Annotated in this window: 23 protein-coding genes; 18 read left to right on the forward strand and 5 right to left on the reverse strand. The window is 65.8% G+C overall.

Annotation, left to right across the window (positions count from 1 at the left end; genetic code table 11):
* The first annotated feature begins 29 nt into the window (after positions 1-29).
* The 7 genes from L1080_RS06380 to secA all read left to right on the forward strand — a co-directional run bounded on the left by L1080_RS06380 (position 30) and on the right by secA (position 9,707).
* Complete coding sequence (locus L1080_RS06380) at positions 30-728, forward strand: dTMP kinase (RefSeq protein ID WP_250764874.1); 699 nt, start codon at positions 30-32, stop codon at positions 726-728.
* Between the two features lie 45 nt (positions 729-773).
* Positions 774-1,451 carry an MtrAB system response regulator MtrA gene (mtrA, locus tag L1080_RS06385; RefSeq protein WP_005240059.1) on the forward strand — a complete coding sequence of 226 codons (678 nt, stop codon included), beginning with the start codon at positions 774-776 and terminating at the stop codon, positions 1,449-1,451.
* The gene (mtrB, locus tag L1080_RS06390) at positions 1,448-3,262 is read left to right on the forward strand and encodes an MtrAB system histidine kinase MtrB (RefSeq protein WP_159925875.1); all 1,815 of its coding nucleotides are present in this window, start codon (positions 1,448-1,450) and stop codon (positions 3,260-3,262) included. The genes mtrA and mtrB overlap by 4 nt, the downstream gene beginning before the upstream one ends.
* Complete coding sequence (lpqB, locus tag L1080_RS06395) at positions 3,259-5,049, forward strand: MtrAB system accessory lipoprotein LpqB (protein WP_159925877.1); 1,791 nt, start codon at positions 3,259-3,261, stop codon at positions 5,047-5,049. Before mtrB ends, lpqB begins: the two co-directional genes overlap by 4 nt.
* Before the next feature lie 44 nt (positions 5,050-5,093).
* Positions 5,094-5,792: a ComF family protein gene (locus tag L1080_RS06400; protein ID WP_159925879.1), complete on the forward strand. Its 699-nt coding sequence runs from the start codon at positions 5,094-5,096 to the stop codon at positions 5,790-5,792.
* 212 nt (positions 5,793-6,004) lie between these two features.
* Positions 6,005-6,688, forward strand: coding sequence for a ribosome hibernation-promoting factor, HPF/YfiA family (hpf, locus tag L1080_RS06405; protein WP_159925881.1), 684 nt, complete (start codon positions 6,005-6,007; stop codon positions 6,686-6,688).
* A 151-nt stretch (positions 6,689-6,839) separates the two neighbouring features.
* Complete coding sequence (secA, locus tag L1080_RS06410; protein WP_250765128.1) at positions 6,840-9,707, forward strand: preprotein translocase subunit SecA; 2,868 nt, start codon at positions 6,840-6,842, stop codon at positions 9,705-9,707.
* 9 nt (positions 9,708-9,716) lie between these two features.
* Here secA and L1080_RS06415 read toward each other — a convergent pair whose 3' ends face one another.
* A complete protein-coding gene (locus L1080_RS06415; RefSeq protein WP_250764871.1) occupies positions 9,717-10,238 on the reverse strand; it encodes an Rv3235 family protein in 522 nt (173 codons plus the stop codon).
* A 104-nt stretch (positions 10,239-10,342) separates the two neighbouring features.
* Between L1080_RS06415 and L1080_RS06420 the strand changes: the two genes are divergently transcribed.
* The 6 genes from L1080_RS06420 to L1080_RS06445 all read left to right on the forward strand — a co-directional run bounded on the left by L1080_RS06420 (position 10,343) and on the right by L1080_RS06445 (position 16,630).
* Entirely contained in the window at positions 10,343-10,780 is a 438-nt protein-coding gene (locus L1080_RS06420; protein WP_250764865.1) for an HAD-IA family hydrolase, read from the forward strand.
* The gene (locus tag L1080_RS06425) at positions 10,774-12,195 is read left to right on the forward strand and encodes a WS/DGAT/MGAT family O-acyltransferase (RefSeq protein ID WP_159925887.1); all 1,422 of its coding nucleotides are present in this window, start codon (positions 10,774-10,776) and stop codon (positions 12,193-12,195) included. Before L1080_RS06420 ends, L1080_RS06425 begins: the two co-directional genes overlap by 7 nt.
* A gap of 30 nt (positions 12,196-12,225) precedes the next feature.
* Positions 12,226-12,735, forward strand: a complete 510-nt coding sequence (locus L1080_RS06430) for a DUF6912 family protein (RefSeq protein WP_250764863.1) — start codon at positions 12,226-12,228, stop codon at positions 12,733-12,735.
* Between the two features lie 108 nt (positions 12,736-12,843).
* Positions 12,844-13,959, forward strand: a complete 1,116-nt coding sequence (locus tag L1080_RS06435; protein ID WP_109331255.1) for a ferredoxin reductase — start codon at positions 12,844-12,846, stop codon at positions 13,957-13,959.
* 64 nt (positions 13,960-14,023) lie between these two features.
* On the forward strand, positions 14,024-15,280 hold the full coding sequence (locus L1080_RS06440) for a fatty acid desaturase family protein (RefSeq protein WP_159925891.1): 1,257 nt from the start codon (positions 14,024-14,026) through the stop codon (positions 15,278-15,280).
* Positions 15,281-15,391: 111 nt separating this feature from the next.
* Entirely contained in the window at positions 15,392-16,630 is a 1,239-nt protein-coding gene (locus L1080_RS06445) for a fatty acid desaturase family protein (RefSeq protein ID WP_159925893.1), read from the forward strand.
* Positions 16,631-16,664: 34 nt separating this feature from the next.
* On the opposite strand, the gene rsgA is transcribed toward L1080_RS06445, so the two are convergent.
* Together rsgA and aroA are read right to left on the reverse strand one after the other, a co-directional pair.
* Positions 16,665-17,654 carry a ribosome small subunit-dependent GTPase A gene (gene rsgA, locus L1080_RS06450; RefSeq protein ID WP_159927572.1) on the reverse strand — a complete coding sequence of 330 codons (990 nt, stop codon included), beginning with the start codon at positions 17,652-17,654 and terminating at the stop codon, positions 16,665-16,667.
* Complete coding sequence (gene aroA, locus L1080_RS06455) at positions 17,651-18,967, reverse strand: 3-phosphoshikimate 1-carboxyvinyltransferase (RefSeq protein WP_250764861.1); 1,317 nt, start codon at positions 18,965-18,967, stop codon at positions 17,651-17,653. The genes rsgA and aroA overlap by 4 nt, the downstream gene beginning before the upstream one ends.
* Positions 18,968-19,068: 101 nt before the next feature.
* On the opposite strand from aroA, the gene L1080_RS06460 reads away from it, so the two are divergent.
* Positions 19,069-19,821 carry an SOS response-associated peptidase gene (locus L1080_RS06460; RefSeq protein ID WP_250764859.1) on the forward strand — a complete coding sequence of 251 codons (753 nt, stop codon included), beginning with the start codon at positions 19,069-19,071 and terminating at the stop codon, positions 19,819-19,821.
* Here L1080_RS06460 and ybaK read toward each other — a convergent pair.
* Complete coding sequence (ybaK, locus tag L1080_RS06465) at positions 19,808-20,302, reverse strand: Cys-tRNA(Pro) deacylase (RefSeq protein WP_250764857.1); 495 nt, start codon at positions 20,300-20,302, stop codon at positions 19,808-19,810. The two genes, L1080_RS06460 and ybaK, sit on opposite strands and share 14 nt — an antisense overlap.
* Positions 20,303-20,503: 201 nt before the next feature.
* Here ybaK and L1080_RS06470 point away from each other — a divergent pair, with 201 nt between their 5' ends.
* Together L1080_RS06470 and rsrA are read left to right on the forward strand one after the other, a co-directional pair.
* A complete protein-coding gene (locus L1080_RS06470) occupies positions 20,504-21,160 on the forward strand; it encodes a sigma-70 family RNA polymerase sigma factor (RefSeq protein ID WP_374432561.1) in 657 nt (218 codons plus the stop codon).
* Complete coding sequence (gene rsrA, locus L1080_RS06475) at positions 21,157-21,438, forward strand: mycothiol system anti-sigma-R factor (RefSeq protein WP_159925901.1); 282 nt, start codon at positions 21,157-21,159, stop codon at positions 21,436-21,438. Before L1080_RS06470 ends, rsrA begins: the two co-directional genes overlap by 4 nt.
* 71 nt (positions 21,439-21,509) lie before the next feature.
* Here the strand turns inward: rsrA and L1080_RS06480 are convergent, their stop codons facing one another.
* Complete coding sequence (locus L1080_RS06480; protein WP_022597109.1) at positions 21,510-21,584, reverse strand: 50S ribosomal protein bL37; 75 nt, start codon at positions 21,582-21,584, stop codon at positions 21,510-21,512.
* 92 nt (positions 21,585-21,676) lie between these two features.
* Between L1080_RS06480 and L1080_RS06485 the strand changes: the two genes are divergently transcribed.
* Together L1080_RS06485 and L1080_RS06490 are read left to right on the forward strand one after the other, a co-directional pair.
* Complete coding sequence (locus L1080_RS06485) at positions 21,677-21,892, forward strand: biotin/lipoyl-binding carrier protein (protein WP_005240095.1); 216 nt, start codon at positions 21,677-21,679, stop codon at positions 21,890-21,892.
* A gap of 24 nt (positions 21,893-21,916) precedes the next feature.
* Positions 21,917-23,428, forward strand: a complete 1,512-nt coding sequence (locus L1080_RS06490) for a sensor histidine kinase (protein WP_159925903.1) — start codon at positions 21,917-21,919, stop codon at positions 23,426-23,428.
* Positions 23,429-23,508: the final 80 nt, after the last annotated feature.

Raw genomic sequence — 23,508 nt, forward strand, 5'->3', positions numbered from 1 at the left:
GTGCGGGCCGGGGGATAGCCTTCTTCCCCGTGGGAACCACTTCTGTCGGAACGCTCGTAGCGCTCGAAGGCCTCGACGGCGCAGGCAAGCGGACACTGGTCACGGCCGTCCAAAAGCGACTTGACGAGGCGGGGCTCCGGGTCGGCACCCTCGACTTCCCTCGATACGGTCGCTCCGTCCATGCCGATCTGGCATCGGAGGCGCTGAAGGGGGCACACGGCGATCTCAGCGGATCGGTGCACGCGATGGCGGTGATGTTCGCCCTCGACCGGTCCGGCGCGATCGCGGAGATGTCCGAACTGCTCGCCGGCTGCGACATCGTCCTCCTCGATCGCTACGTGGCGTCCAACGCCGCCTACGGGGCCGCTCGGTTGCATCAGGGCGCAGACGGCGAATTCGTGGACTGGGTACGGGAGCTCGAATTCGGTCGCCTGGCACTGCCCCGGCCCGACCTCCAGCTGTACCTCGATGTGCCCGTGGCTCTGGCCGAACAACGTGCGCGCGGACGTGAGTCGGAAGACGCGAGCCGGGCGCTCGACGCCTACGAGCGCGACCGCGGGCTGCAGGAACGCACCGGTGAGGTGTACCGACAACTGGCCGCGGCCGACTGGATGTCGCCGTGGTGGGTGCTGTCCCCGGACACCGATCCGCTCACGCTCGCCGAAAACCTGGCACTCTTGAATGACGGCACGGGACGCCGTGGCGAGAAAGAACACGGCACGCCGTAACGGCGAACGGACTGTTACGGGCTCCGAAGATGCAACGATAGGGACATGAAGCCAAGGATTCTGGTTGTCGACGACGACACTGCGCTCGCGGAGATGCTCACGATCGTTCTCCGCGGCGAAGGTTTCGACCCGTACGTGGTGGGGGACGGGACCCAGGCGCTCACCGCAGTCCGGGAGACTCGCCCGGACCTGGTGTTACTCGACTTGATGCTGCCAGGGATGAACGGTATCGACGTGTGCCGGGTGCTCCGCGCCGACTCCGGTGTGCCGATCGTGATGCTGACGGCGAAGACGGACACCGTCGACGTGGTTCTGGGATTGGAATCCGGCGCGGACGACTACATCATGAAGCCGTTCAAGCCGAAGGAGCTGGTGGCGAGGGTTCGCGCGCGGCTTCGCCGGACCGAGGACGAACCCGCCGAACTGCTCAGCATCGCCGACATCGTCATCGATGTTCCCGCTCACAAGGTGAGCCGGGGCGAAGAACTGATTTCCCTCACACCCCTCGAATTCGACCTCCTGGTTGCGCTGGCCCGCAAGCCGCGGCAGGTGTTCACCCGTGAGGTTCTGCTCGAGCAGGTGTGGGGTTACCGTCATGCAGCCGATACCCGACTGGTCAACGTGCACGTTCAGCGTCTGCGCGCCAAAGTCGAGACTGATCCCGAGAATCCCGAAGTGGTTTTGACGGTCAGGGGGGTCGGCTACAAGGCCGGACCGCCGTGACAGGTGTTTCCCGATGGCGGCGTCGTGTCAACCGACGCGTATCGCCGATCCTTCGGTGGGGTCACTCACTGAGTAATACCCTCGCGCACACGTGGCGTCGCTCGCTGCAGTTGAGGGTGGTCGTGTCGACGCTGACGTTGTCGCTCATCGTCATCGTCGTCCTCGGAGTCGTGCTCACCAGCCAGATCACCGATCGGCTGCTCGAGACGAAGATCAACGCCGCGACCGAGGAGATGGACCGCGCCCGGAGCACGGTCGAAGGGCAGCTGGCCGGGGCCGAAGACACCAGTTCGCCCACCACACAGCTCGACGGCGCCCGCGCTGCCCTCACGAACAGGGAGCCGGACGCCGGTCAGGATTCCGGATCGGCAGGCACCTTCGACCCGGTGCTGATCGTGCCCGGTGACGGGTCGCGGGCGCCGACCTCGAGTGGTCCTGCCGATCAGATACCGGAGTCGCTGCGGGCGTTCGTGCAGGCCGGTCAGGTGAGCTACCAGTTCGCCACCGTGAACGACCCCGAGGGATACTCCGGTCCCGCGCTGATCGTCGGGAGCCCGACGGCCTCGGCCATCTCGACACTCGAGCTTTACCTCATCTTCCCGTTGGCGAGCGAGGACCGCAGCCTGTCGCTGGTACGCGGGACTCTGCTCGTCGGCGGCGCGGTGCTTGCCGTGCTCCTGGCGGCCATCGCGCTCCTCGTGGCCCGGCAGGTGGTCCTCCCGATTCGGTCCGCCTCCCGGATCGCGGTGCGGTTCGCCGACGGCCGTCTGAAGGAGCGTATGCCCGTGCGCGGTGAGGACGACATGGCCCGGCTGGCGATGTCGTTCAACGAGATGGCTGAAAGTCTGTCCAAGCAGATCACCCAGCTGGAGGAGTTCGGCAACCTGCAGAAGCGCTTCACCTCGGACATCAGTCACGAGCTCCGCACGCCGCTCACCACCGTGCGGATGGCGGCCGATCTCATCCACGACGGCAGTGACGAACTCGACCCCGTACTCCGGCGCTCCTCCGAGCTACTTGTCGCCGAACTGGACCGGTTCGAGGGCCTGTTGGTCGATCTGCTCGAGATCAGCCGCCACGACGCCGGTGTCGCCGAGCTGGCGGCCGAGCAACTCGACCTGCGGATGTGCGCGCGAGCCGCCGTGTCCACGGTGCGGCACCTCGCGCGCGAGAGCGGGACGGAATTGATCGTCGACCTGCCGGACCAGGCTGTCATGGCGGAGGTGGATCCGCGCCGCGTCGAACGCATACTGCGCAACCTCCTCGCCAATGCCATCGACCACGGGGAGGGCAAACCGGTGCTCCTGCGTCTGCGTGCCGACGACAGTGCCGCAGCGTTCATCGTGCGTGACCAAGGTGTCGGGTTGCGGCCGGGCGAGGAGAAACTTGTGTTCAATCGGTTCTGGCGGTCGGACCCCTCGCGAGTGCGCCGCTCCGGCGGCACCGGACTCGGACTGGCCATCAGTGTCGAGGACGCGAACCTGCACGACGGCCGGCTCGAGGCGTGGGGTGAGCCCGGTCAGGGCGCTTGCTTCCGGTTGACGTTGCCGAGGGTGCGGGGCCGGAAAGTGGTCTCGAGTCCGCTGCCGCTCAAACCCGGCACCGGCAAATACGTTCAGGGACAGCCCTTCCCGGGGGACACGTCGATGCCGCTGCGTAACGACAGCCCCGAAACCGCCGTCGACGAATCCCGGACCGTGCCGCAGAAACGCGAGTTGCCTGAACATTCCGGGCCCCCCGGGCCACGCGAGCGCGAGAGTGCCCACGTCGGCGACCGTGAAGGGCCGCATACAACGGAGCGGGACGGATGATGCGCTCGTCGTCGACGCCCGTGATCCGATCGATCTGGGCTGCTGTGGTCGGAGCCGTACTCGTCACGGTCGGTGGATGCGCCAGCCTGCCTGATTCGTCGACACCCCAGGCAATCGGCACGATCAACCGCGATTCGCCGGGATCGAGCGTGGCCGCACCCGCACCGGGCCGGGAACCGGACCTGCTCCTGCGCGACTTCTTCAAGGCCAGCACCGATCCGTCGAGCCGCCACCTTGCTGCACGGCAGTTCCTCACCCCCGGGGTGTCCGGCAGGTGGGACGATGCGGCGAGCGCCACCATCGTCGACAAGGTCGACGTTCTGCCCGAGGCCCGGTCTACCGATCGCGCGACCTACACCATCCGTGCCAACAAGGTGGGGCAACTGGAACCGGGCGGACTGTACGTCGCAGAAGAGGGAAGTTTCGAGACGAAGATCAGTCTGGAGATGCAGGGCGGGGAGTGGCGGATCTCGGAGCTGCCGTCCGGAGTAATTCTCGACCGGGCCCAGTTCCTCAACACCTATCAACGCAAATCGCTGTACTTCCTCGACCCTGCCGGGACGACGGTGGTGCCGGATCCACGCTGGGTGTCGGGCGCGCAGGATCAGATGGCGGCCCAATTGATGGGTCTGCTGATCGACGGGCCGAAGTCGGCACTCGCCCCCGCTGTGCGTAACGAGCTCGGCGAGGGTGTGTCGGTCCGGGGACCGATCACGAAGGCGGACGGGCGCACCGCTCAGGTGGGTGTGGGGCTCGGGGGCATCCGGATCGATTTCTCCGGTGTACGGCCGATGGATCAGCAGGCGAAGGGATTGTTTGCGGCGCAGGTGATCTGGACCCTCGCGAACGCGGAAATCTCCGGTCCCTACGTGCTGCTCGCGGACGGTGAGCCCTTCGACGATCGTTTCCCCAACGGCTGGACCACCGCCGACGTCGCGTCGATGAATCCGTTCGCGACCTCGAGTGCCACGGTGGGTCTGCATGCCCTCCGCGACGGGTCGATGGTGAGTGTCACCGAGACCGGGGTGACCCCGGTGCCGGGATACTTCGGTTCGGCGCGGAGCATGCGTTCCCTCGCGCTGTCGCAGGACGGCAAACTCGTGGCCGCCGTCGCGGACACCGGACGTCCACCGCCCGAGCCGGCGAGTGCCCTGATGGTCGGCGCCTATGAGGACGGCGCGGCGTCCGTGCTCGAGGGGGGCGCGATAACCCGTCCGACGTGGGCGCCCGACAACTCGGCCATCTGGGCGGCGGTCAACGGCAATGCCGTGATCCGGGTGCTGCGCGAGCCAGGAACAGGGCGGACCTCGGTCGAGAACGTGGATGTGGGTGCTGTCACTGCACTGGGGTCTACCATCACCGAGCTTCGGCTCTCTCGCGACGGAGTGCGTGCGGCGCTCATCGTGGACGGCAAGGTGTATTTGGCCATCGTGGCGCAGAAGCCCGGTGGCGGGTACGCCCTCACCAACCCGCGCGCGGTGGCGATCGGCCTCGGAAGTCCGGCTCTGTCGCTCGACTGGAGCACGAGTGACACGATCGTCGTCGCGCGTGCGGCCTCGGATATTCCGGTGGTGCAGATCGCGGTCGACGGCTCACGGATGGACGCCCTGCCGAGCCGTAACCTCACGGCCCCGGTGGTGGCTGTGGACGCCTCGACGACGACGGAGTTCGTCGCCGATTCGCGCGCCGTCTTCCAGTTGAACAACAACGATCCGGCGGGGGATCGGTACTGGCGCGAGGTTCCCGGGCTGACGGGTGTGAAAGCGATACCGATTCTGCCGGGCTGATTCCGGTGGGGCGATCTGTCGGTGGGGGTGCGGAAGATGACGGCATGCGCATACTGCCCGGCTCACGGACGCTGCTCGATCTGATTCTGCCGGCAGAATGCGGTGGGTGCGCGGAGCCGGGCACGCAATGGTGCCAGGGCTGCGCCGCCGAGTTGGCCGACGATCCGATTCTCCTGCAGCCGCGGGTCGATCCGGGAGTCGCGGTGTGGGCGCTGGGACCGTACTCGGGTCCACGTCGCCGGGCGGTGATCGCTGCGAAGGAACGGGGCCGGCGCGACCTCGCGGTGCCGCTCGGTTCCGCTGTCGCGGGCGCACTCGCGCGGCTGCACCAATGGGGTGAACTGGCGCCGCCCGAGGTCGCGCCGGTGGTCCTCGTGCCCGCTCCCACGCGTTCGCGGGCGGCCAGGATGCGGGGTGGCGATCCCGTAACCCGGATTGCTGTCGCCGCGGTGGGAGCGTCCCGGGTGTGTCCGGCGCTGGCCATGCGCAGAGGGGTGCGGGATTCCGTCGGACTGTCCGCGGATCAACGTAGAGTAAACCTCGAGGGTGGTGTTCTCCTCACCTCGCGCGGCCACCGATTCGCACAGCATCTGTGTTCGGAAAGGTCTGCGGCGCAACGTAAGACGGTAGTCCTGATCGACGACGTCTCGACCACGGGGGCGACCGCGGCCGAGTCGATCCGGGTGCTGTCCGGCGCCGGCATTCCGGTTTCCTCGGTGGTCGTCCTGGCCGGAGTCGGCTGACCTCGCGGCGAGGCCGCGACAATCTCGGTGTCGGCTGGATGAAATTGCGCCGAACAGTGGCACTCGCGCGAGTTACGTACTAGCGTCGCGGACACACCCGAAACACAGGTAGGAGGTGGTACTTCGAACCTGGTGCCGGGCGGACCCCTTCCCGGCATTGCTCAAATCCGCCGCCGCCCATTTCGGGGCGGGGCCGTAATCGGGAGGTACGAGTGACGACCCCTTCGCAAGCTTCGGTTTTCATCGACGAACGCACCACGGATGCACAAGAGAAGACCGATGCCCCTAGCGCCGATATTGTCGTCAAGGGACGCAACGTCGAGGTTCCCGACCACTTTCGTGTGTACGTCTCCGAGAAGCTGTCGCGCCTCGAGCGCTTCGACCCCTCCATTTTCCTGTTCGATGTCGAACTACAGCACGAACGCAATCGACGCCAGAGGAAGAGCGCCCAGCGCGTCGAGATCACTGCCCGAGGCAAAGGGCCGGTAGCCCGAGCCGAAGCGTCGGCCGACAGTTTCTATGCAGCATTCGAGTCGGTCACCGCGAAGCTCGAGAGCAGGCTCCGCCGCACCAAGGACCGAAAGAAGGTCCATTACGGGGAGAAGACCCCGGTATCGGTGGCAGAGGCCACTGCAGCACTCGCCGAGGACGAGAGTCTCGGTATCAACCCCGACATCTCCCTCGACGGCCAGGAATCGCAGCCGCACGAGCACAGGCCGGGTCAGGTGGTGCGGACCAAGGAACACAAGGCCACACCGATGACCATCGACGATGCTCTGTACGAGATGGAGCTGGTAGGACACGATTTTTTCCTGTTCCACGACAAGGAGTCGGACAAGCCTTCCGTCGTCTACCGGCGGCACGCGTTCGACTACGGACTCATCCGCCTGGCGTGATCTGCACTCGTCCCACGTGACGGTGTGAGCGGTCGGTCTACTCGTCCGCACCGAAGAGCGCCTACCATGGAATCCGGCCGGGGTTCTCGGACCTCCGGCCGGATTTTGTGTGTCACCCACCCACCGCCGAAGATTGAGGACGAACAAGACTGTGCCGTCGCTGTCGCTATCCAAGCTGCTCCGTGTTGGTGAAGGTCGCATGGTCAAGCGGCTCAAGCACATCGCCGACCACGTTTCCTCGCTGTCGTCCGAGGTCGAAGACCTGACCGACGAGCAGTTGCGGGCGAAGACCGACGAGTTCCGCTCGCGGTACCGCGACGGTGAATCGCTCGACGAGTTGCTCCCCGAGGCGTTCGCGGTGGCCCGCGAGGCGTCGTGGCGCGTCATCGACCAGCGGCACTTCCATGTGCAGATCATGGGTGGGGCTGCGCTGCACTTCGGCAACATCGCCGAAATGAAGACCGGTGAAGGCAAGACTCTCACCTGCGTTCTGCCCGCCTATCTCAATGCCATCGCCGGCGACGGCGTCCACGTCGTGACGGTCAACGACTACCTCGCCAAGCGCGACTCGGAGTGGATGGGACGAGTTCACCGTTTCCTGGGTATGGAGACGAGCGTGATCCTGTCCGGAATGTCTCCCGCCGAGCGGCGCGCGGCCTATGCCGCAGACATCACCTACGGCACGAACAACGAGTTCGGATTCGATTACCTCCGCGACAACATGACGCACTCGCTGGACGATCTCGTTCAGCGTGGTCATGCCTTCGCCGTCGTCGACGAGGTCGACTCCATCCTCATCGACGAGGCCCGAACCCCCCTCATCATTTCCGGACCCGCCGATGCGTCGAGCAAGTGGTATGCGGAGTTCGCGCGCATCGCGCCGATGTTGAAGCGAGACGTCCACTACGAAGTCGACATCCGCAAGCGCACGATCGGTGTGCACGAAGCGGGCGTCGAGCTCGTCGAGGACCAGCTCGGTATCGACAACCTGTACGAGGCTGCCAACTCGCCGCTCGTGAGCTACCTCAACAACGCCATCAAGGCGAAGGAGCTCTACACGAAGGACAAGGACTACATCGTCCGTGACGGCGAAGTGATCATCGTCGACGAGTTCACCGGTCGTGTCCTCGTCGGTCGCCGCTACAACGAGGGCATGCACCAGGCGATCGAAGCCAAGGAGAAGGTGGAGATCAAGGCCGAGAATCAGACGCTCGCCACCATCACGCTGCAGAATTACTTCCGGCTGTACGACAAGCTGTCGGGCATGACGGGTACCGCGGAAACCGAGGCCGCCGAGCTACACCAGATCTACAACCTCGGTGTCATCCCGATCCCCACCAACCGGCCGATGGTCCGCGTCGACAACGGCGACCTCATCTACAAGACCGAAGAAGCAAAGTTCGACGCCGTCGTCGACGATGTGGTGGAGCGGCACGAGAAGGGACAGCCCGTCCTGATCGGAACCACGAGCGTCGAGCGGTCCGAGTATCTGTCGAAGCAGTTCACCAAGCGGGGCCTGCCGCACAACGTGCTGAACGCGAAGTTCCACGAGCAGGAAGCCACGATCATCGCCGAGGCCGGCCGGTCCGGGGCTGTCACGGTGGCAACCAACATGGCCGGTCGTGGAACCGACGTGGTACTCGGCGGCAACCCCGACATCATCGCGGACATCGCCCTGCGCAAGCGGGGACTCGATCCCGTCCACACGCCCGAGGAATACGAGGCGGCGTGGGACGAGGTCCTCGAGCAGGTCAAGGCCGAGGTGAAAGCCGATGCGGACAAGGTCCGGGAAGCGGGCGGACTGTACGTACTCGGTACCGAGCGGCACGAGTCCCGGCGAATCGACAACCAGCTTCGTGGTCGCTCCGGACGTCAGGGCGATCCGGGCGAGTCCCGGTTCTACCTCTCGCTCGGTGACGAGTTGATGCGACGGTTCAACGGCGCGGCGCTCGAGTCGATCATGACCCGGCTCAATCTTCCCGACGACGTTCCGATCGAGGCGAAGATGGTCTCGAAGGCCATCAAGAGCGCGCAGACGCAGGTGGAGCAGCAGAACTTCGAGATCCGGAAGAACGTTCTGAAGTACGACGAGGTGATGAATCAGCAGCGCACGGTCATCTACAAGGAGCGCCGCCAGATCCTCGAAGGCGAGGACATGGAGGGCCAGGTCGAGAAGATGATCACGGACGTGGTCACCGCGTACGTCGACGGTGCCACTTCCGAGGGGTACGTCGAGGACTGGGATCTCGAACAGCTGTGGACCGCGCTGAAGACGCTCTACCCGATCGGCCTCGACTACAAGGAAATCGTCGGAGACGGCTCCGACGGTGAGGTGAAGGACGTCACCAGCGACGAACTTCGCGAGATGCTTCTCGAGGATGCACACCAGGCGTATGCACGCCGGGAAGCAGAAATTGACGCCGCCGCCGGTGCGGGTGCCATGCGCGAACTCGAGCGGCGTGTGCTGCTGAGTGTGCTCGACCGCAAGTGGCGCGAGCACCTGTACGAAATGGATTACCTCAAGGAGGGAATCGGTCTGCGTGCGATGGCGCAGCGCGATCCGCTGGTCGAGTACCAGCGCGAGGGTTTCGACATGTTCACCGGCATGCTCGAGGGCCTGAAGGAGGAGTCGGTCGGATTCCTGTTCAATCTGCAGGTCGAGGCCGCTGCGCCGCAGCAGGCGGCCGCCCCCGGCGTCAATGTGACGGCGTCCTCGGCGGCCGCGACGGCGTCCGCCTCGCCGACGCCCGCTCCTGCCCGCCCGCTGCCCACCCAGGAGGCGGCACGTCAGTCTCAGGGCACCGCTGCACCGTCCGCCCTGCGCGCGAAGGGACTGGACGAGGCAGAGCCGCGTGGCCTGACCTATTCGGGCCCGGCGGAGGACGGCAACGCCCAGCTCAGCCGCCGCGGCACCGGCAGCGACACCAACTCGGACCCAGGAACCCGGCGCCAGCGACGCGATGCTGCACGGTCGCAGTCGAAGGGCAAGAAGGCGCCGCGGTCCAAGCGCAAGCGCTGAGCCGCTTCGTCAGCCGACCACCATCGAGGTGACGATCCAGCCCGTGTCGGATTTCCGTTCGACACGGGCTGCGATCACGAACACCCGCGGTCCCCGTCCGTAGGTGCCGAACGCCTCGAGTGTGTTGTCGTCGAGTACCCGAAGGTGGACACGGAGCAGGGTTGCCACTCCGAGCCGTCTCGACGGTGACTCGGCAAGCGCGAGAGTCCGAGCCACGTCCAGCAGTGAGGGAACGACCACGGGCCGCAGCTGCCGCACGTTGCGCCGCCGATCCAGTACTTCCAGCACCAGCCGGAACGCGCGTTCGGTGAAGCGCTGTGCGTCGGGTGCGGCGCGAGGACGAGTGACGTCGGGCGAGGAGCGCGGCGAGGTGCCGGAGTGCGCCGAGCTACGCGCCGGTGACGAGTGACGGCCCCGACCCGGTGCTCGCCGAGTGCCGGACGACCCGGCTGGACCGGCCGCGCCCAGCGCCTCACCGGTCGGCGGTTCGTAGTTGGGCACGCGTGACAGGAACGTGTAGGACTCACTCATTTCTTCCCCCCGGTTTCGGCATGAGACGGCCGTCGTAGCGGCCATCCTTGCACGGATTCAGCGGTCGTGTCGCCGAACCCCGCAGGGAACCCTAGGGTGGGGTCGTGCGGGGATTGATTGTGGACGTCGGTGGTGTGCTCATGGGCCCCGGTTCGGACTTCGACGGGCTGTCGGCGGTCCTCGCCGACGCGCGGCGTCGCGGCGTCCGGACCGCGATCCTGAGTAACGACCCCGGCGGTCCCGGGGGTGAGTGGTTGCGGGAACTCGGTGACGGCCGGCTGGTCGACCGGGTGGTGCTGTCCGGCGATGTCGGTGTGGCCAAACCCGATCCGCGCATCTACCGGTTGACGGCCGAAGTGCTCGGCCTGGAACCGCGGGACTGTATCTTCGTCGACGACCTGGCGGTCAACGTTCGCGGTGCGGTGTCTGTCGGGATGGTGGGTGTGCACCACGTCGACGGCGTGGTGACCGCGAGCGAGCTGGCGGTGCTTCTCGACGTGGATCGAGACGGAATGCAAGGGGAACAGGCGTCGACATGGTGACGAGACTGACAACGCAGGACGCGTCGTTCTATTTTCTCGAGGCAAGTAGCACGCCGATGCACGTCGGTTCGCTCGCCATCTTTCGCAAGCCCCGAAATGGGTTGTCCTACGAGGAATTACTTCGTCTCGTCGAGGAACGCCTGAGTCTGGTGCCGCGGTACCGGCAGAAGGTGCGGGAGGTGGCGCTGGGATTGTCACGTCCGGTGTGGGTGGACGATCAGGATTTCGACATCGAGTACCACGTTCGGCGTTCGGCGTTGCCGAAGCCGGGTTCGGACGCGCAGCTGCATGATCTGGTCGCGCGCCTCACCTCGCGGCCGCTCGACAACACCCGCCCCCTGTGGGAGATGTACTTGGTGGAGGGCTTGTCGAACAACCGCTTTGCGATCTTCACCAAGTCGCATTCCTCCCTCGTCGACGGGGAGACGGCACCGGAAATCGGTCAGGTGATTCTCGATTCGGCGAAGACACGCAGACCCATGGCGGAGGAATTGTGGATGCCCAGCCCGGAGCCGAGCGAGACCACCCTCGTCGCCGGCGCCCTCGCCGACATCCTGGCGCGGCCCGGGGAGGGGCTGGCGTCGTTGCGAATGACCCTGAGCGGCATGGCGTCTGCGCTCGGCGAGACCGTGCGCGCGGTGGGGAAGTTGGCCGCTGTGGTGCGTACCGCCACACAGGTCGCGCCCGCGACCCCGCTGAATGCGACCATCTCCCGTAACCGGCGCTTCGCCGTGGTCAAGACCGAACTGGGGGATTACCGGAAGATCCGCGCTCGGTACGGGTGCGAGGTCAACGACGTCATCCTCGCCGTGGTGTCGGGTGCCCTGCGGAACTGGTTGCTTTCGCGCGGCGAGCCGGTCGCCGAATCGACCACGGTGCGCGCCATGGTACCGATGTCGGTGTACGTCGACCCCGACACGGACGTCGACCTGGGCCAGCGTGGTGAGTGGTCGGATCCGCGGAGCATGGTGTCGTCGTTCCTCATCGACCTGCCCGTGGGGGAACCGAATGCGGTGGTGCGACTCTCACACGTGGCGCATGCGATGGAGGCGCACGCGAAGCAGAGTCGGCGCGTGACGGCTCAGACGCTCGTGCGGCTGTCCGGGTTCGCGCCTGCCACCCTGCACGCGATGAGTGCCCGTGCGGCGAGCAGCTTCTCGCAGCGGATGTTCAATCTGATGATCACCAATGCGCCCGGTCCGCAGATGCCGCTGTACGTCGGCGGAGCGCGCATGCTCGAGATGTACCCGGTGTCGCCGCTGCTGAAAAATCAGACATTGAGCATTGCGCTGACCTCTTACGACGGCAACGTCTACTACGGTTTGAATGCAGACCGTGATGCGATGGCCGATGTGGACGTGGTGGCGGCGCTGCTGTACCAATCTCTGGAGGAGTTGTTGGATGCCAGCCGGTGAAAAGTCCGCATTGCGAATGACGGGTGACACATGACGAGGGTGTACGTTCCCGCGACCATCGAAATTTTGCACGAGCTGGTGACCGAGTCGAAGTTCGATCCGATGAGCCGGACCGCGTTCGCTGTCACCGCCACCCTGCGTGAGGCTTACTCGTCGGGCGACGACGAGGAGCTGGCCGAGGTGGCGATGGGTGAGGCCGCGCGGGCTTCGCTCCGGCTGATCGCGGGCCGGTTGTCAGAGGGCGGCGACGGAATCCGTTTCCGGCGGGTGGTCGTCGCAGCAGACGTGGACGACGTCACGCCGCGCCCCGATCTCGACGATGCCGTGGTGCGGTTGCCGGGACCGGTGACTCTTTCGCAGGTGGCGTCGGTCCATGTGGATCTGGCGGAGGCCGAACCGGACATCGAGCGGGCCGTCGCGGCGATCGACGAGGCGGACCTGGGCGATCCGGATGCGGAATTCGTGCTCGGCGACGCCGAGGATCACGTGCTCGCATGGTATGCCACCCAGGAGATTTCTTTTCTTCTGGAATTGCTCTGACCTCAGGGTCGTCCCGAGAGGACCGCATCCCTACCTCAAGGTAACCTACGGTACCGTAAGTCGGTAACCTACGGTACCGTAGGTCACGACGAGACAGGTGGAGGTCTGATGGGTCTGAAGGACTGGATCGAGGCGCCCGCAGCAGCGGTGGTGCCCGCCAAGCGGTCCAAACTCAATTGGTTGCGTGGTGCGGCCGCACGGCTCACGACGCCGTTGCTCCCGGACGATTATCTACATCTGGCCAATCCGCTGTGGTCGGCCAGGGAGCTGCGCGGCCAGATCGTCGACGTGCGCGCCGAGACGGCCGATTCCGCCACGATCGTCATCAAGCCCGGCTGGGGATTCGACTTCAACTACGAGCCCGGTCAGTACATCGGCATCGGACTTCACGTGGACGGCCGATGGCACTGGCGTTCGTATTCCCTCACCTCCCCGCCGAACTGGGACGACAAGCTCATCTCCATTGCGGTCAAGGCGATGCCCGAGGGATTCCTGTCGAGTCACCTCGTCAACGGCGTGCCGTCCGGGACGATCGTGCGACTCGCGACGCCTACGGGGAACTTCGCCCTGCCCGACCCCCCGCCGGAGCGAATCCTGTTCCTCACCGCCGGCAGCGGGATCACTCCGGTCATGGCCATGCTGCGCACGATGAACCGGCGCGGCCAGCTTCCCGACGTCTTCCACGTCCACTCGGCGCCCACCGATGCCGACGTGATGTTCGCGGACGAACTGACCCGCCTGCACGACGAACACGATGACTTCCGGTGCAAGATCCAGCTCACCCGCACCGAAGGCAAGTTTGCGCTGTCCTCCCTCGACGACGTGTGTCCGGACTGGCGGGAGCGGCAGACGTGGGCCTGCGGGCCGCTGCCGATGCTGGACGAAATCGAGACGCTGTGGCGGGACGAGGACATCGAGGATCGTTTGCACCTCGAACGGTTCGCGGTCTCCCGGGCGGACACCTCGGGTCAAGGCGGCACCGTGACCTTCGCCAAAGCGGACAAAGTGATGACGATCGACGGCGCCACCACCCTGCTCGAGGCCGGCGAGAAGGCCGGGGCACTGCTGCCCTTCGGCTGCCGGATGGGTATCTGCCAGACCTGCGTCGTGCCGATTCTGTCGGGACACGCCATCGATCTGAGGTCCGGGAAGCAGCACGCCGAGGGAGACCGCGTCCAGACGTGCATCTCGTCCGCGGCGGGTGACTGCACGCTCGACGCGTGAGCGTCGGCGTGTTGTTCATCTGTCTCGGCTATTCTCGGAGTCTCTGACCAGACGGAGGAGCACGGTGGCAATCACCGACATCAAAGAATTCTCACACCTCACCGAAGCGGACATCGAATCGCTCGGGCGGGAGCTGGACGCGATTCGGCTCGATGTGGAGGATTCGCGGGGCGTTCGCGACGCCCGCTACATTCGCCGAGCGATCCGGACCCAGCGGCTGCTGGAGCTCGGTGGCCGGCTCGCGTTGTTCGGAAGCAAGTACCGCCCGGCCTGGCTCGCCGGCACCGCCATGCTGTCCCTCTCGAAAATCATCGAGAACATGGAACTCGGCCACAACGTGATGCACGGCCAGTGGGACTGGATGAACGATCCGGAGATCCACTCGATGTCGTGGGAGTGGGACCAGACGGGTCCGTCGGAGCATTGGAAGCGCGCCCACAACTACTCCCACCACACGTTCACCAACATCGTGGGAATGGACTCCGATGTGGGTTTCGGCATTCTCAGGATGACCCGCGACGAGGAGTGGCGGCCGATCAATCTGCTGCAGCCGATCGCGAATATCGTTCTGGCAGCTACCTTCGAATGGGGTATCGCGCTGCACGACCTCACGTTCGCGGCCGAGCTCGAGGGTGTGGAGAAGGGTCAGCTCAACTCGCAGGCGAACAAGGATTTCGCACGCAAGATCTTCCGCCAGGTCGGCAAGGATTTCCTTCTCTTCCCGGTGCTCGCGGGACCCGCGTGGAAGTCGACGTTGTCGGCGAACACCACCGCGAATCTGGTCCGCAACCTGTGGGCGTACGTGGTGATCTTCTGTGGCCATTTCCCGGACGGTGCCGAAAAGTTCACCGTGGAGGAATACGAGAACGAAACCCGGCACGAGTGGTATCTGCGACAGATGCTCGGCAGCGCCAATTTCGATTCCGGCAAAGTCATGGGTTTCATGAGCGGGAACCTCAGCTACCAGATCGAGCATCACCTGTTCCCTGATCTGCCCAGCAACCGCTACCCCGAGATTGCGGTGAAGGTGCGGGCGCTGTGTGAGAAGTACGACCTGCCCTACACGACGGGCTCGCTGGCCAAGCAGTACCTGCTGGCGTTACGCACCATCCACAAACTTGCGCTACCCGACTGGATGCTCAAGGCGACGGCGGACGACGCTCCGGAGACCTCCTCGGAGCGCAAGTTCCGCGACGCTCGCGACGCTGGTGCCGCCATGGTCGAAACGCTGCGTACGGACCCTGTGACGGGGCAGCGTCGAGGTCTGCTGTCGGCCCTCCGGGCCCGTGCTGAGGCCAAGATTCCTCGCCGTCGACGGTGATTTCCCTCACACCTACGCTGAGGTAACCTACGGTGTCGTAACTTACGGTACGGTAGGTCATGTCAGCGCCTACGGGTGTGAACTGTCGACCCAGCCAGGAGGAGGTTCCCCATGGCGATTGCAGACGTCAAGGAATACGCACATCTCACCGAAGCCGACATCGAGGCGCTCGGACGCGAGCTGGATGCGATCAGGCGCGATATCGAGGAATCTCGCGGCGAACGTGACGCACGGTACGTCCGCAATACCATTCGGTTGCAGCGGTCGCTCGAAATCGGTGGCCGGGCCGTTCTCTTCGCGAGCAAGCGCCGCCCGGCCTGGTTGGCGGGCACCGCCATGCTCGCCCTCTCGAAGATCATCGAGAACATGGAACTCGGCCACAACGTGATGCACGGCCAGTGGGACTGGATGAACGACCCGGAGATCCACTCCACCTCGTGGGAGTGGGACGTTACGGGGCCGTCCGCCCATTGGAAGCAGACTCACAACTACATTCACCACAAGTACACCAACGTCCTCGGTATGGACGACGACGTGGGATACGGGCTTCTGCGCGTCACCCGTGATCAGCGGTGGAAGCCGTTCAACACCGGCAACCTCGTGTACAACACCTTGCTGGCACTGTTCTTCGAATACGGCATTGCGGCCCAGCACCTCGAGCTCGGCAAGGTCGCCAAGGGGCGGGTGCCGAAGGAGGAGACTCAGCGGAAGCTCCGCGAGGTCGGCGAGAAGATCGGCAAGCAGCTCCTCAAGGACTATGTCGTGCACCCCGCGATCACCGGCCCGGCGTGGAAGAGCACGCTGACGGCCAACGTGAGCGCCAACATGATCCGCAATGTGTGGACCAACGCCATCATCTTCTGCGGTCACTTCCCGGACGGCGCAGAGAAGTTCACCAAGGCGGATATCGACAAGGAAACGCCCGCCGAGTGGTACCTGCGCCAGATGCTGGGTAGCGCAAACATCGAGGGCGGCAAGGTCATGGACTTCATGTCCGGCAACCTCAGCTACCAGATCGAGCATCACCTGTTCCCCGATCTGCCGAGCAACCGTTACGCCGAGATCGCGGTCCGCGTTCGTGAGCTGTGCGACAAGTACGACCTGCCGTATACGACGGGACCCTTCCTCGTGCAGTACGCGAAGTCGTGGCGCACCATCGCCAAGTTGTCGCTGCCGAACAAGTACCTCAAGGCCACGGCGGACGACGCACCGGAAACCGCGTCGGAGCGCAAGTTCGGTGGAAAGACCACAGCCACAATCGATCCCGTGACCGGCCGTCGGCAGGGGCTCCGCAGCGCGATCCAGCGCTCACGCGGGCGCCGCGGCCTGCGTGCGCTGTTGTCGCGCTAGAAGAAGTTTTCACCGGGCGCGGTTCGCCCCTTCGTCACCACGCTTCGTTGGAAGCGATCGCGGTGAGGAGGTGGCGGACCGCGTCGACGCGTCGGGCCGCTTTCCCTTCGAGCTGATCGAGCGCGCACTCCGGATCGGCGGGCGGGCCCAGATGGGTGCACCCGCGCGGGCAGTCTTCGATCGCCGCGGCCAGGTCGGAGAAGGCGGCCACCACATTCTCGGGGGAGATATGGGCAAGCCCGAACGACCGGATTCCGGGGGTGTCGATCACCCATCCACTCGTCGGTAGGGACAGCGCGACGGACTGTGTCGAGGTGTGCCGCCCCTTCCCGACCCCGGACACCACACCCACCGCCCGATCGGCGTCCGGAACGAGCCGGTTGACCAGCGTGGACTTGCCCACACCGGAATGACCGATCAATGCGGTGAGCTTTCCCGACAACATGGTCATGACGTCGTCGACGGGATCGTCTCGTCCGGCGACCACCACGGGAACATCGAGCTCCGCGAAAGCGCTCGCGAATTCCTCGGGAGGCTCGAGGTCGCTCTTGGTGAGGCAGATGATGGGGTTCAGCCCGCCGACGTAGGCGGCGACCAGCGCACGCTCGACGAAACCGGTGCGCGGTGGGGGATCGGCGAGCGCGACCACGATCAGCAACTGCTGGGCGTTGGCGACGACGATCCGCTCGTACGGATCGGTGTCGTCGGCCGTCCGCCGCAGAACGGTGGAGCGCTCGGCCACCCGCACGATCCTGGCGAGAGTGTCGGGCTTGCCGGAGAGATCGCCCACTACGCTGACCTGGTCTCCCACCACGATGGGGGTGCGGCCCAATTCCCGGGCGCGCATGGTGACGATCAGGCGGTCCGGATCGCCGCCCAGTACGCAGCCCCACCGTCCCCGGTCCACGGACACCACCATGGCCGACTCCGCGCTCAGGTGCTCCGGTCGTGTCTTGGTCCGTGGCCGCGTCCCCCTACCCGGACGGACCCGCACATCGGACTCGTCGTACTCGCGGCGGCTCAGAAGCTCGCCTTCCGACCGGTGCCCGCAGCTGCGGTCACCATTGCGGCCCAGAGGTTTTCGAAGCCCGGCAGCGTCTTGGCCGTGGTGCCCACGTCCTCGACCGTCATGTCGTCGACGACGAGTCCGATGATGGCGCCTGCCGTCGCCATCCGATGATCGGCGTAGGAGTGCCAGGTCCCGCCGTGCAGCGTCGTGGGAACGATGGTGAGACCGTCCTCTGTTTCGGTGACGTTCCCGCCGAGCGCGTTGATCTCGGTGGAGAGCGCTGCCAGCCGGTCGGTCTCGTGACCGCGCAGGTGCGCGATTCCCCGCAGATGGGAGGGCCCTTCGGCCAGGGCTGCCAGGGCGGCGACGGTGGGAGTGAGTTCGCCGACGTCGTGCAGGTCGATGTCGATTCCGGTCAGTGTGCCCGGTCCCGTGACCGTCAACTCGTCGCCGTCGAGCCGCACCTGCGCACCCATGGCGAGGAGAATCTCGCGTATCGCATCACCGGGCTGCGTTGTGCGGCTGGGCCATCGTGGCACCGTCACCTCTCCGGAGGTGACGGCGGCGGCCGCGAGGAAGGCCGTGGCGTTCGACAGGTCCGGTTCGATCGCCCAATCGACGGCCCGGATCGCGCCTGGGCTCACCCGCCACGTGTCGGCGTCGCCGCCGCTTGCCGGCGTGGACACCGCGACACCGGCTGCGCGCAGCATCTCGACGGTCATTTCGATGTGGGGCATCGAGGGAACGGACTTGCCGTCGTGATGCACGGTGACACCTTCGTCGAACGCAGCCGCAGACAGCAGCAGGCCCGAGACGAATTGTGAGGAACCGGACGCGTCGATCGTGACGTGTCCGCCTCGGAGTGAGCCGCGGCCCTCGACGGTGAACGGCAGTGCGTTTCCGTCGATGTCCGCGCCCAGCCCGCGCAGCGCGTCGAGAATGGTGCCCAAGGGTCGCGTGCGGGCCTGTTCGTCCCCGTCGAACCGGACCGTGCCCGACGCGAGTGCTGCCACCGGTGGCAGGAAGCGCATGACCGTGCCCGCCAGACCGCACTCCACCGATCCACCGCGGAGGGGTCCGGGGGTGACCTCGAGCGTCGTGGTGTCGTCCTGCTCTTCGACAGTGGTCCCTAGTGTGCGGAGAGCGTCGATCATGAGGTCGGTGTCGCGACTGCGGAGCGCACCGCGCAAAGTCGAGGGGCCCTGCGCGAGCGCGGCGAGGATCAGTGCACGGTTGGTGATGGATTTCGATCCGGGCAGGACAACCGTCGCAACGACGGGCTCTTCGGCGCGGGGTGCTTTCCACTGGCTCAGGCTCACGGTCTCCATCTTCGCCTACGCGAGGGGTGAGGGACACGGCTGGGCGGCGTGTCGGGTGGGTGGATGGACGGCTCGGCCCGTTGTCGGTTGTCTGTGCCACTCTGGTAGGTATGTGTGGCAGGTATGCGACCACTGCGGATCCGGCAACGCTGGCGACCGACCTCAATGCCATCGACGAGGTGGGGGAGGAGCCGGGTCGACCGGATTTCAACGTCGCCCCGACCACCGAGGTACTCACTGTCCTCGACCGTCACGACGCGCGTCGTGTCCGGCGGATGAGATGGGGGCTCGTCCCGCCGTGGTCGAGGAAAGTCGGCGGCGGACCGGTCCTGTTCAACGCCCGCGCCGACTCGATCGACAAACCCGCGTTCCGGAACGCGTTCACCCACACGCGGTGTCTGGTGCCGATGGACGGGTGGTTCGAGTGGAAGAACGAAGCCGCGGGCGGCCAGGGACGGGCGTCGGGCCGAACCGAGAAGATTCCGTACTATCTGTCGCCGCAGGACGGTTCCCGTCTGTACGTGGCGGGTCTGTGGTCCGTATGGCACGACCGGTCGGTGCGCGACCCCGCACCTGTCCTGAGTTGCGCCATCGTCACGGTCGACTCCGCTGCCCAGTTGGCGGAGGTGCACGACCGGATGCCGCTCGTGTTGCCGCGCGATCGGTGGGACGCCTGGCTCGATCCTCGGCAACCCGCGTCGGCCGATCTACTCACGGCCTCGACCGAGGCCATCGCCGACATCGGGATCGTCCGGGTGTCGACGCGAGTGAACAGCGTCCGGAACAACGGACCCGAGCTACTCGAGCCCGATCCGGGCACGCCCGACGAAGCGCGGGCAGGGGAGCAGCTCAGCCTGCTGTGACGGCGGCGACCACCGCTCCGCTCAGCCGCACCAGGTCGGCCGGCGCGAGTTCGATCTCCACACCCCGGCGTCCCGCACTGCACAGCACCCGATCCCAGTTCATGGCGGAGGCGTCGATCACGGTGGGAAGGATCTTCCGCTGCCCGAGCGGCGAGATGCCGCCGAAAACGTAACCCGTCGACCGCTCCGCCTCGCTCCGATCGGCCATCACGGCTCTACCCGCCCCGAGTGCCGCCGCTGCGGCCTTCAGCGACAGCATGTCCGGCACCGGCACAACCGCGACGGCGAGCTTGCCGGTGTCGAGTTTGATCACGAGGGTCTTCAGAATCTGACGGGCCGCGACCCCTACCGTTTCGGCGAGCGCGTCGACGGCCTCGGAGCCGTACGACTCGGCGCGCGCGTCGTGCGCATAGGTGTGTATCCGGTGCGCGACGCGCTGTTTACCGAGCAGGGTGGTCGCGGGGGTCGCAGTTCCGGCCATGGGTGAACACTGTGCCATCTCCTCCCGGCGGCCTCAGGAGTACGTCCCGGGAACACAGTCGGGGGCAGCCGTGTTGGTACGGGCAGAAGCAAGCGTCCAGTGAAGGGAGTGGTCCTACTCGTGATGGCCACGGTAGCGGAGCCCACGTCGCGTCTGCAGTTGGCGGTAACCTTGACGCCCACGGCGACCGAAGGGATCAGCGTGCACGAACATGACCGTCCGAAGGCAGACCGACCCGAGCCCCAGGACGAGTTGATCGCGCGTTTCGAAAGGGACGCGCTTCCACTTCTGGATCAGTTGTACGGTGCTGCGCTGCGGATGACGCGCAACCCTGCGGATGCCGAAGATCTGGTGCAGGAAACGTACGTGAAGGCATACACGGCATTCCGGTCGTTCCGTGAGGGCACCAATCTCAAGGCCTGGTTGTACCGGATCCTGACCAACACCTACATCAACTCATATCGGAAGAAGCAGCGGCAGCCCGCGCAATATCCCACCGACGAGATCACGGACTGGCAGCTGGCCGCGACGGCAGAGCATTCGTCCACCGGTTTGCGGTCCGCCGAGGTGGAGGCGCTCGATGCCCTTCCCGACGACGACATCAAGGAGGCGCTGCAGGCGCTGCCGGAGGAGTTCCGGATGGCCGTCTACTACGCCGATGTCGAGGGATTCCCGTACAAGGAGATCGCCGACATCATGGGTACCCCCATCGGGACCGTGATGTCGCGTCTGCACCGCGGACGTAAGCAGCTGCGCGGCCTGCTGAGTGACGTCGCACGTGAACGCGGCTTCAACCGGGGTGACGGAGAGCTGCCGGCCGAGGCAGCCGTAGGTGCGGATCAGGAGGTTTCCCGGTGAGCGAGCAGGACGAATTCGAGCAGCTCGACTGCTCCGCGGTGATCGCCGACGTCTGGCTGATGCTGGACCGCGAATGTGATGCAGCCGCGCGCGCGCGGCTGCAGCGGCATCTCGACGAGTGTGGCTCCTGCCTCGAGGCCTACGGGATCGAGGAGAAGGTCAAGAGCTTGGTGAGCCGCAAGTGCGGTGGCGAGCACGCCCCCGAGAGCCTGCGCCAGCGGCTCTCCGTCGAGTTACGGCGGACCATCCTGATCACCGAGACCGAACGCGAGGCTTAGGGCGTCAGACAAGCAATCAGGGGCCGGAAAGCGTGCTGCTTTCCGGCCCCTGATGTGCGTTCTACGGCGCGTCAGGCGTTGGGACGCTTGCCGTGGTTGGCGGCATTGCCCTTGCGACTGCGCTTCTTGCGACCACGCTTACCCATGAGTAGATCTCCCTTCTTTTCACTACAGTGTTCCACGTGTGGTTGGGTGTCTGTGCAACAGGGCTTTCTCGACCCCGGGAGTAAGGATCACGATGGCAGAAGACGTGCGCGCCGAGATGGTGTCGACGGTGTATCAGGTTGTGGTCAGTGCCGGTGACGAGGTGAAGGAAGGCGACACCCTCGTCATATTGGAGTCCATGAAGATGGAGATTCCCGTCATCGCCGAGGAGCCCGGCACCGTCACCTCCGTGGACGTCAAGGTCGGCGACGTGATCCAGCAGGGCGACCTCATCGCCGTCATCTCGTGAGCTGACCCGAAGTCCCCTCAGCCGATGTCCACACTGAGCGATCTGCTCGCCGAGCACACCGATCTTCCCGGATCCGCCGTCGATCACCTGCAGAGAGTGGTCGGGGAGTGGCAACTCCTGGCCGATCTGTCGTTCGCCGACGTGCTGCTGTGGGTCGAGGATTCTGCGTCCCCGAAAGAAACGCGGACGGTGATCTGCGTCGCCCACTGCCGGCCCACCACCGCGTCGACCGCGTATCCCGAGGACGTCGTCGGAACGGTGGCCTCGGAGTCCCAGCATCCGCAGGTGTTGCAGGCCCTCGTCGAGGAGCGGGTGGTGCGGCCGACGGATGGTGGCACGCATGCCGGTCTGCCGCCGCGGGGCGAGGCCGTCCCGGTGCGCTGGGGCGGCGAGGTGATCGCGGTACTCAGCCGGGACACGAACCTGTCGCATCAGCGGGCGCAGAGCCCGCTCGAAGTGGCCTACCTCGACTGCGCCGAAGACCTGTGCCAGATGATCAGCGACGGCACCTTCCCGATCCGGGAGTCGCGGTCGGACACCAATTCCAGTCCCCGCGCCGGCGACGGCTTCATCCGCCTCGACACCGAGGGTCGCGTCGTCTATGCCAGCCCCAACGCGTTGTCCGCCTATCACCGCATGGGTCTGAGCTCCGACCTGGTGGGACGCAACCTGGCGGCCACGACGCGGTCACTGGTCACCGACCCGTTCGAGTCGCAGGAGGTTGCCGGCTATATCCGCGACACTCTGGCAGATATCCCCGGCAGGCGGATGGAGATCGAGGCGCGGGGAGCGACGGTGCTGCTGCGTGCGCTGGTCCTCAAGCCCGGCGGTAAGCGGGTGGGCGCTGCCGTCGTCGTACGCGATGTCACGGAAGTCAAGAGGCGCGATCGAGCGCTCCTCAGCAAGGATGCGACGATCCGTGAGATTCATCACCGAGTCAAGAACAATCTGCAAACTGTCGCCGCCCTGCTCCGATTGCAGGCGCGGCGCACCAACAACGAGGAAGCGCGCCAGGCGCTGACGGAATCCGTGCGCCGGGTCACCTCGATCGCGCTCGTGCACGACACGTTGTCGATGTCCGTGGACGAGGAAGTGAACCTCGACGAGGTCGTGGACCGGCTGGTGCCGATCCTGTCCGACGTGGCAACCGTGAGCACACCCATCAAGGTCCGGCGTGAGGGAAGTTTGGGGGTGTTCTCCGCGGAACGGGCCACACCGCTCGTGATGGTCCTGACCGAACTCGTGCAGAACGCCATCGAGCACGCCTTCGAGCCCGGTGCGCCCGGGACGGTCACGATGCGCGCCGAGCGGTCCGCACGCTGGCTCGACGTGGTGATCCACGACGACGGTAAAGGCCTGCCGCCCGGTTTCAGCCTCGAACGTTCCGATCGTCTCGGCCTGCAGATCGTGCGGACACTCGTGGCCGCCGAACTGAACGGTTCCCTGGGTCTGCACCCGGGAACGGACGGCGGAACGGACGCAGTGCTGCGGGTTCCGCTCGGCCGCCGCGGACCTCGGTACTGGAACGCGACGTGACGGCCCACAAAAGCAAGAGGGTGCACAAAGCAAGAGGGTGCACAAAGCAAGAGGCCCGACACCATGTGGTGCCGGGCCCG

This window comes from Rhodococcus sp. MSC1_016, assembly GCF_023667485.2.
In the GTDB taxonomy this organism is placed as follows: Bacteria; Actinomycetota; Actinomycetes; order Mycobacteriales; family Mycobacteriaceae; genus Rhodococcus_F; species Rhodococcus_F oxybenzonivorans.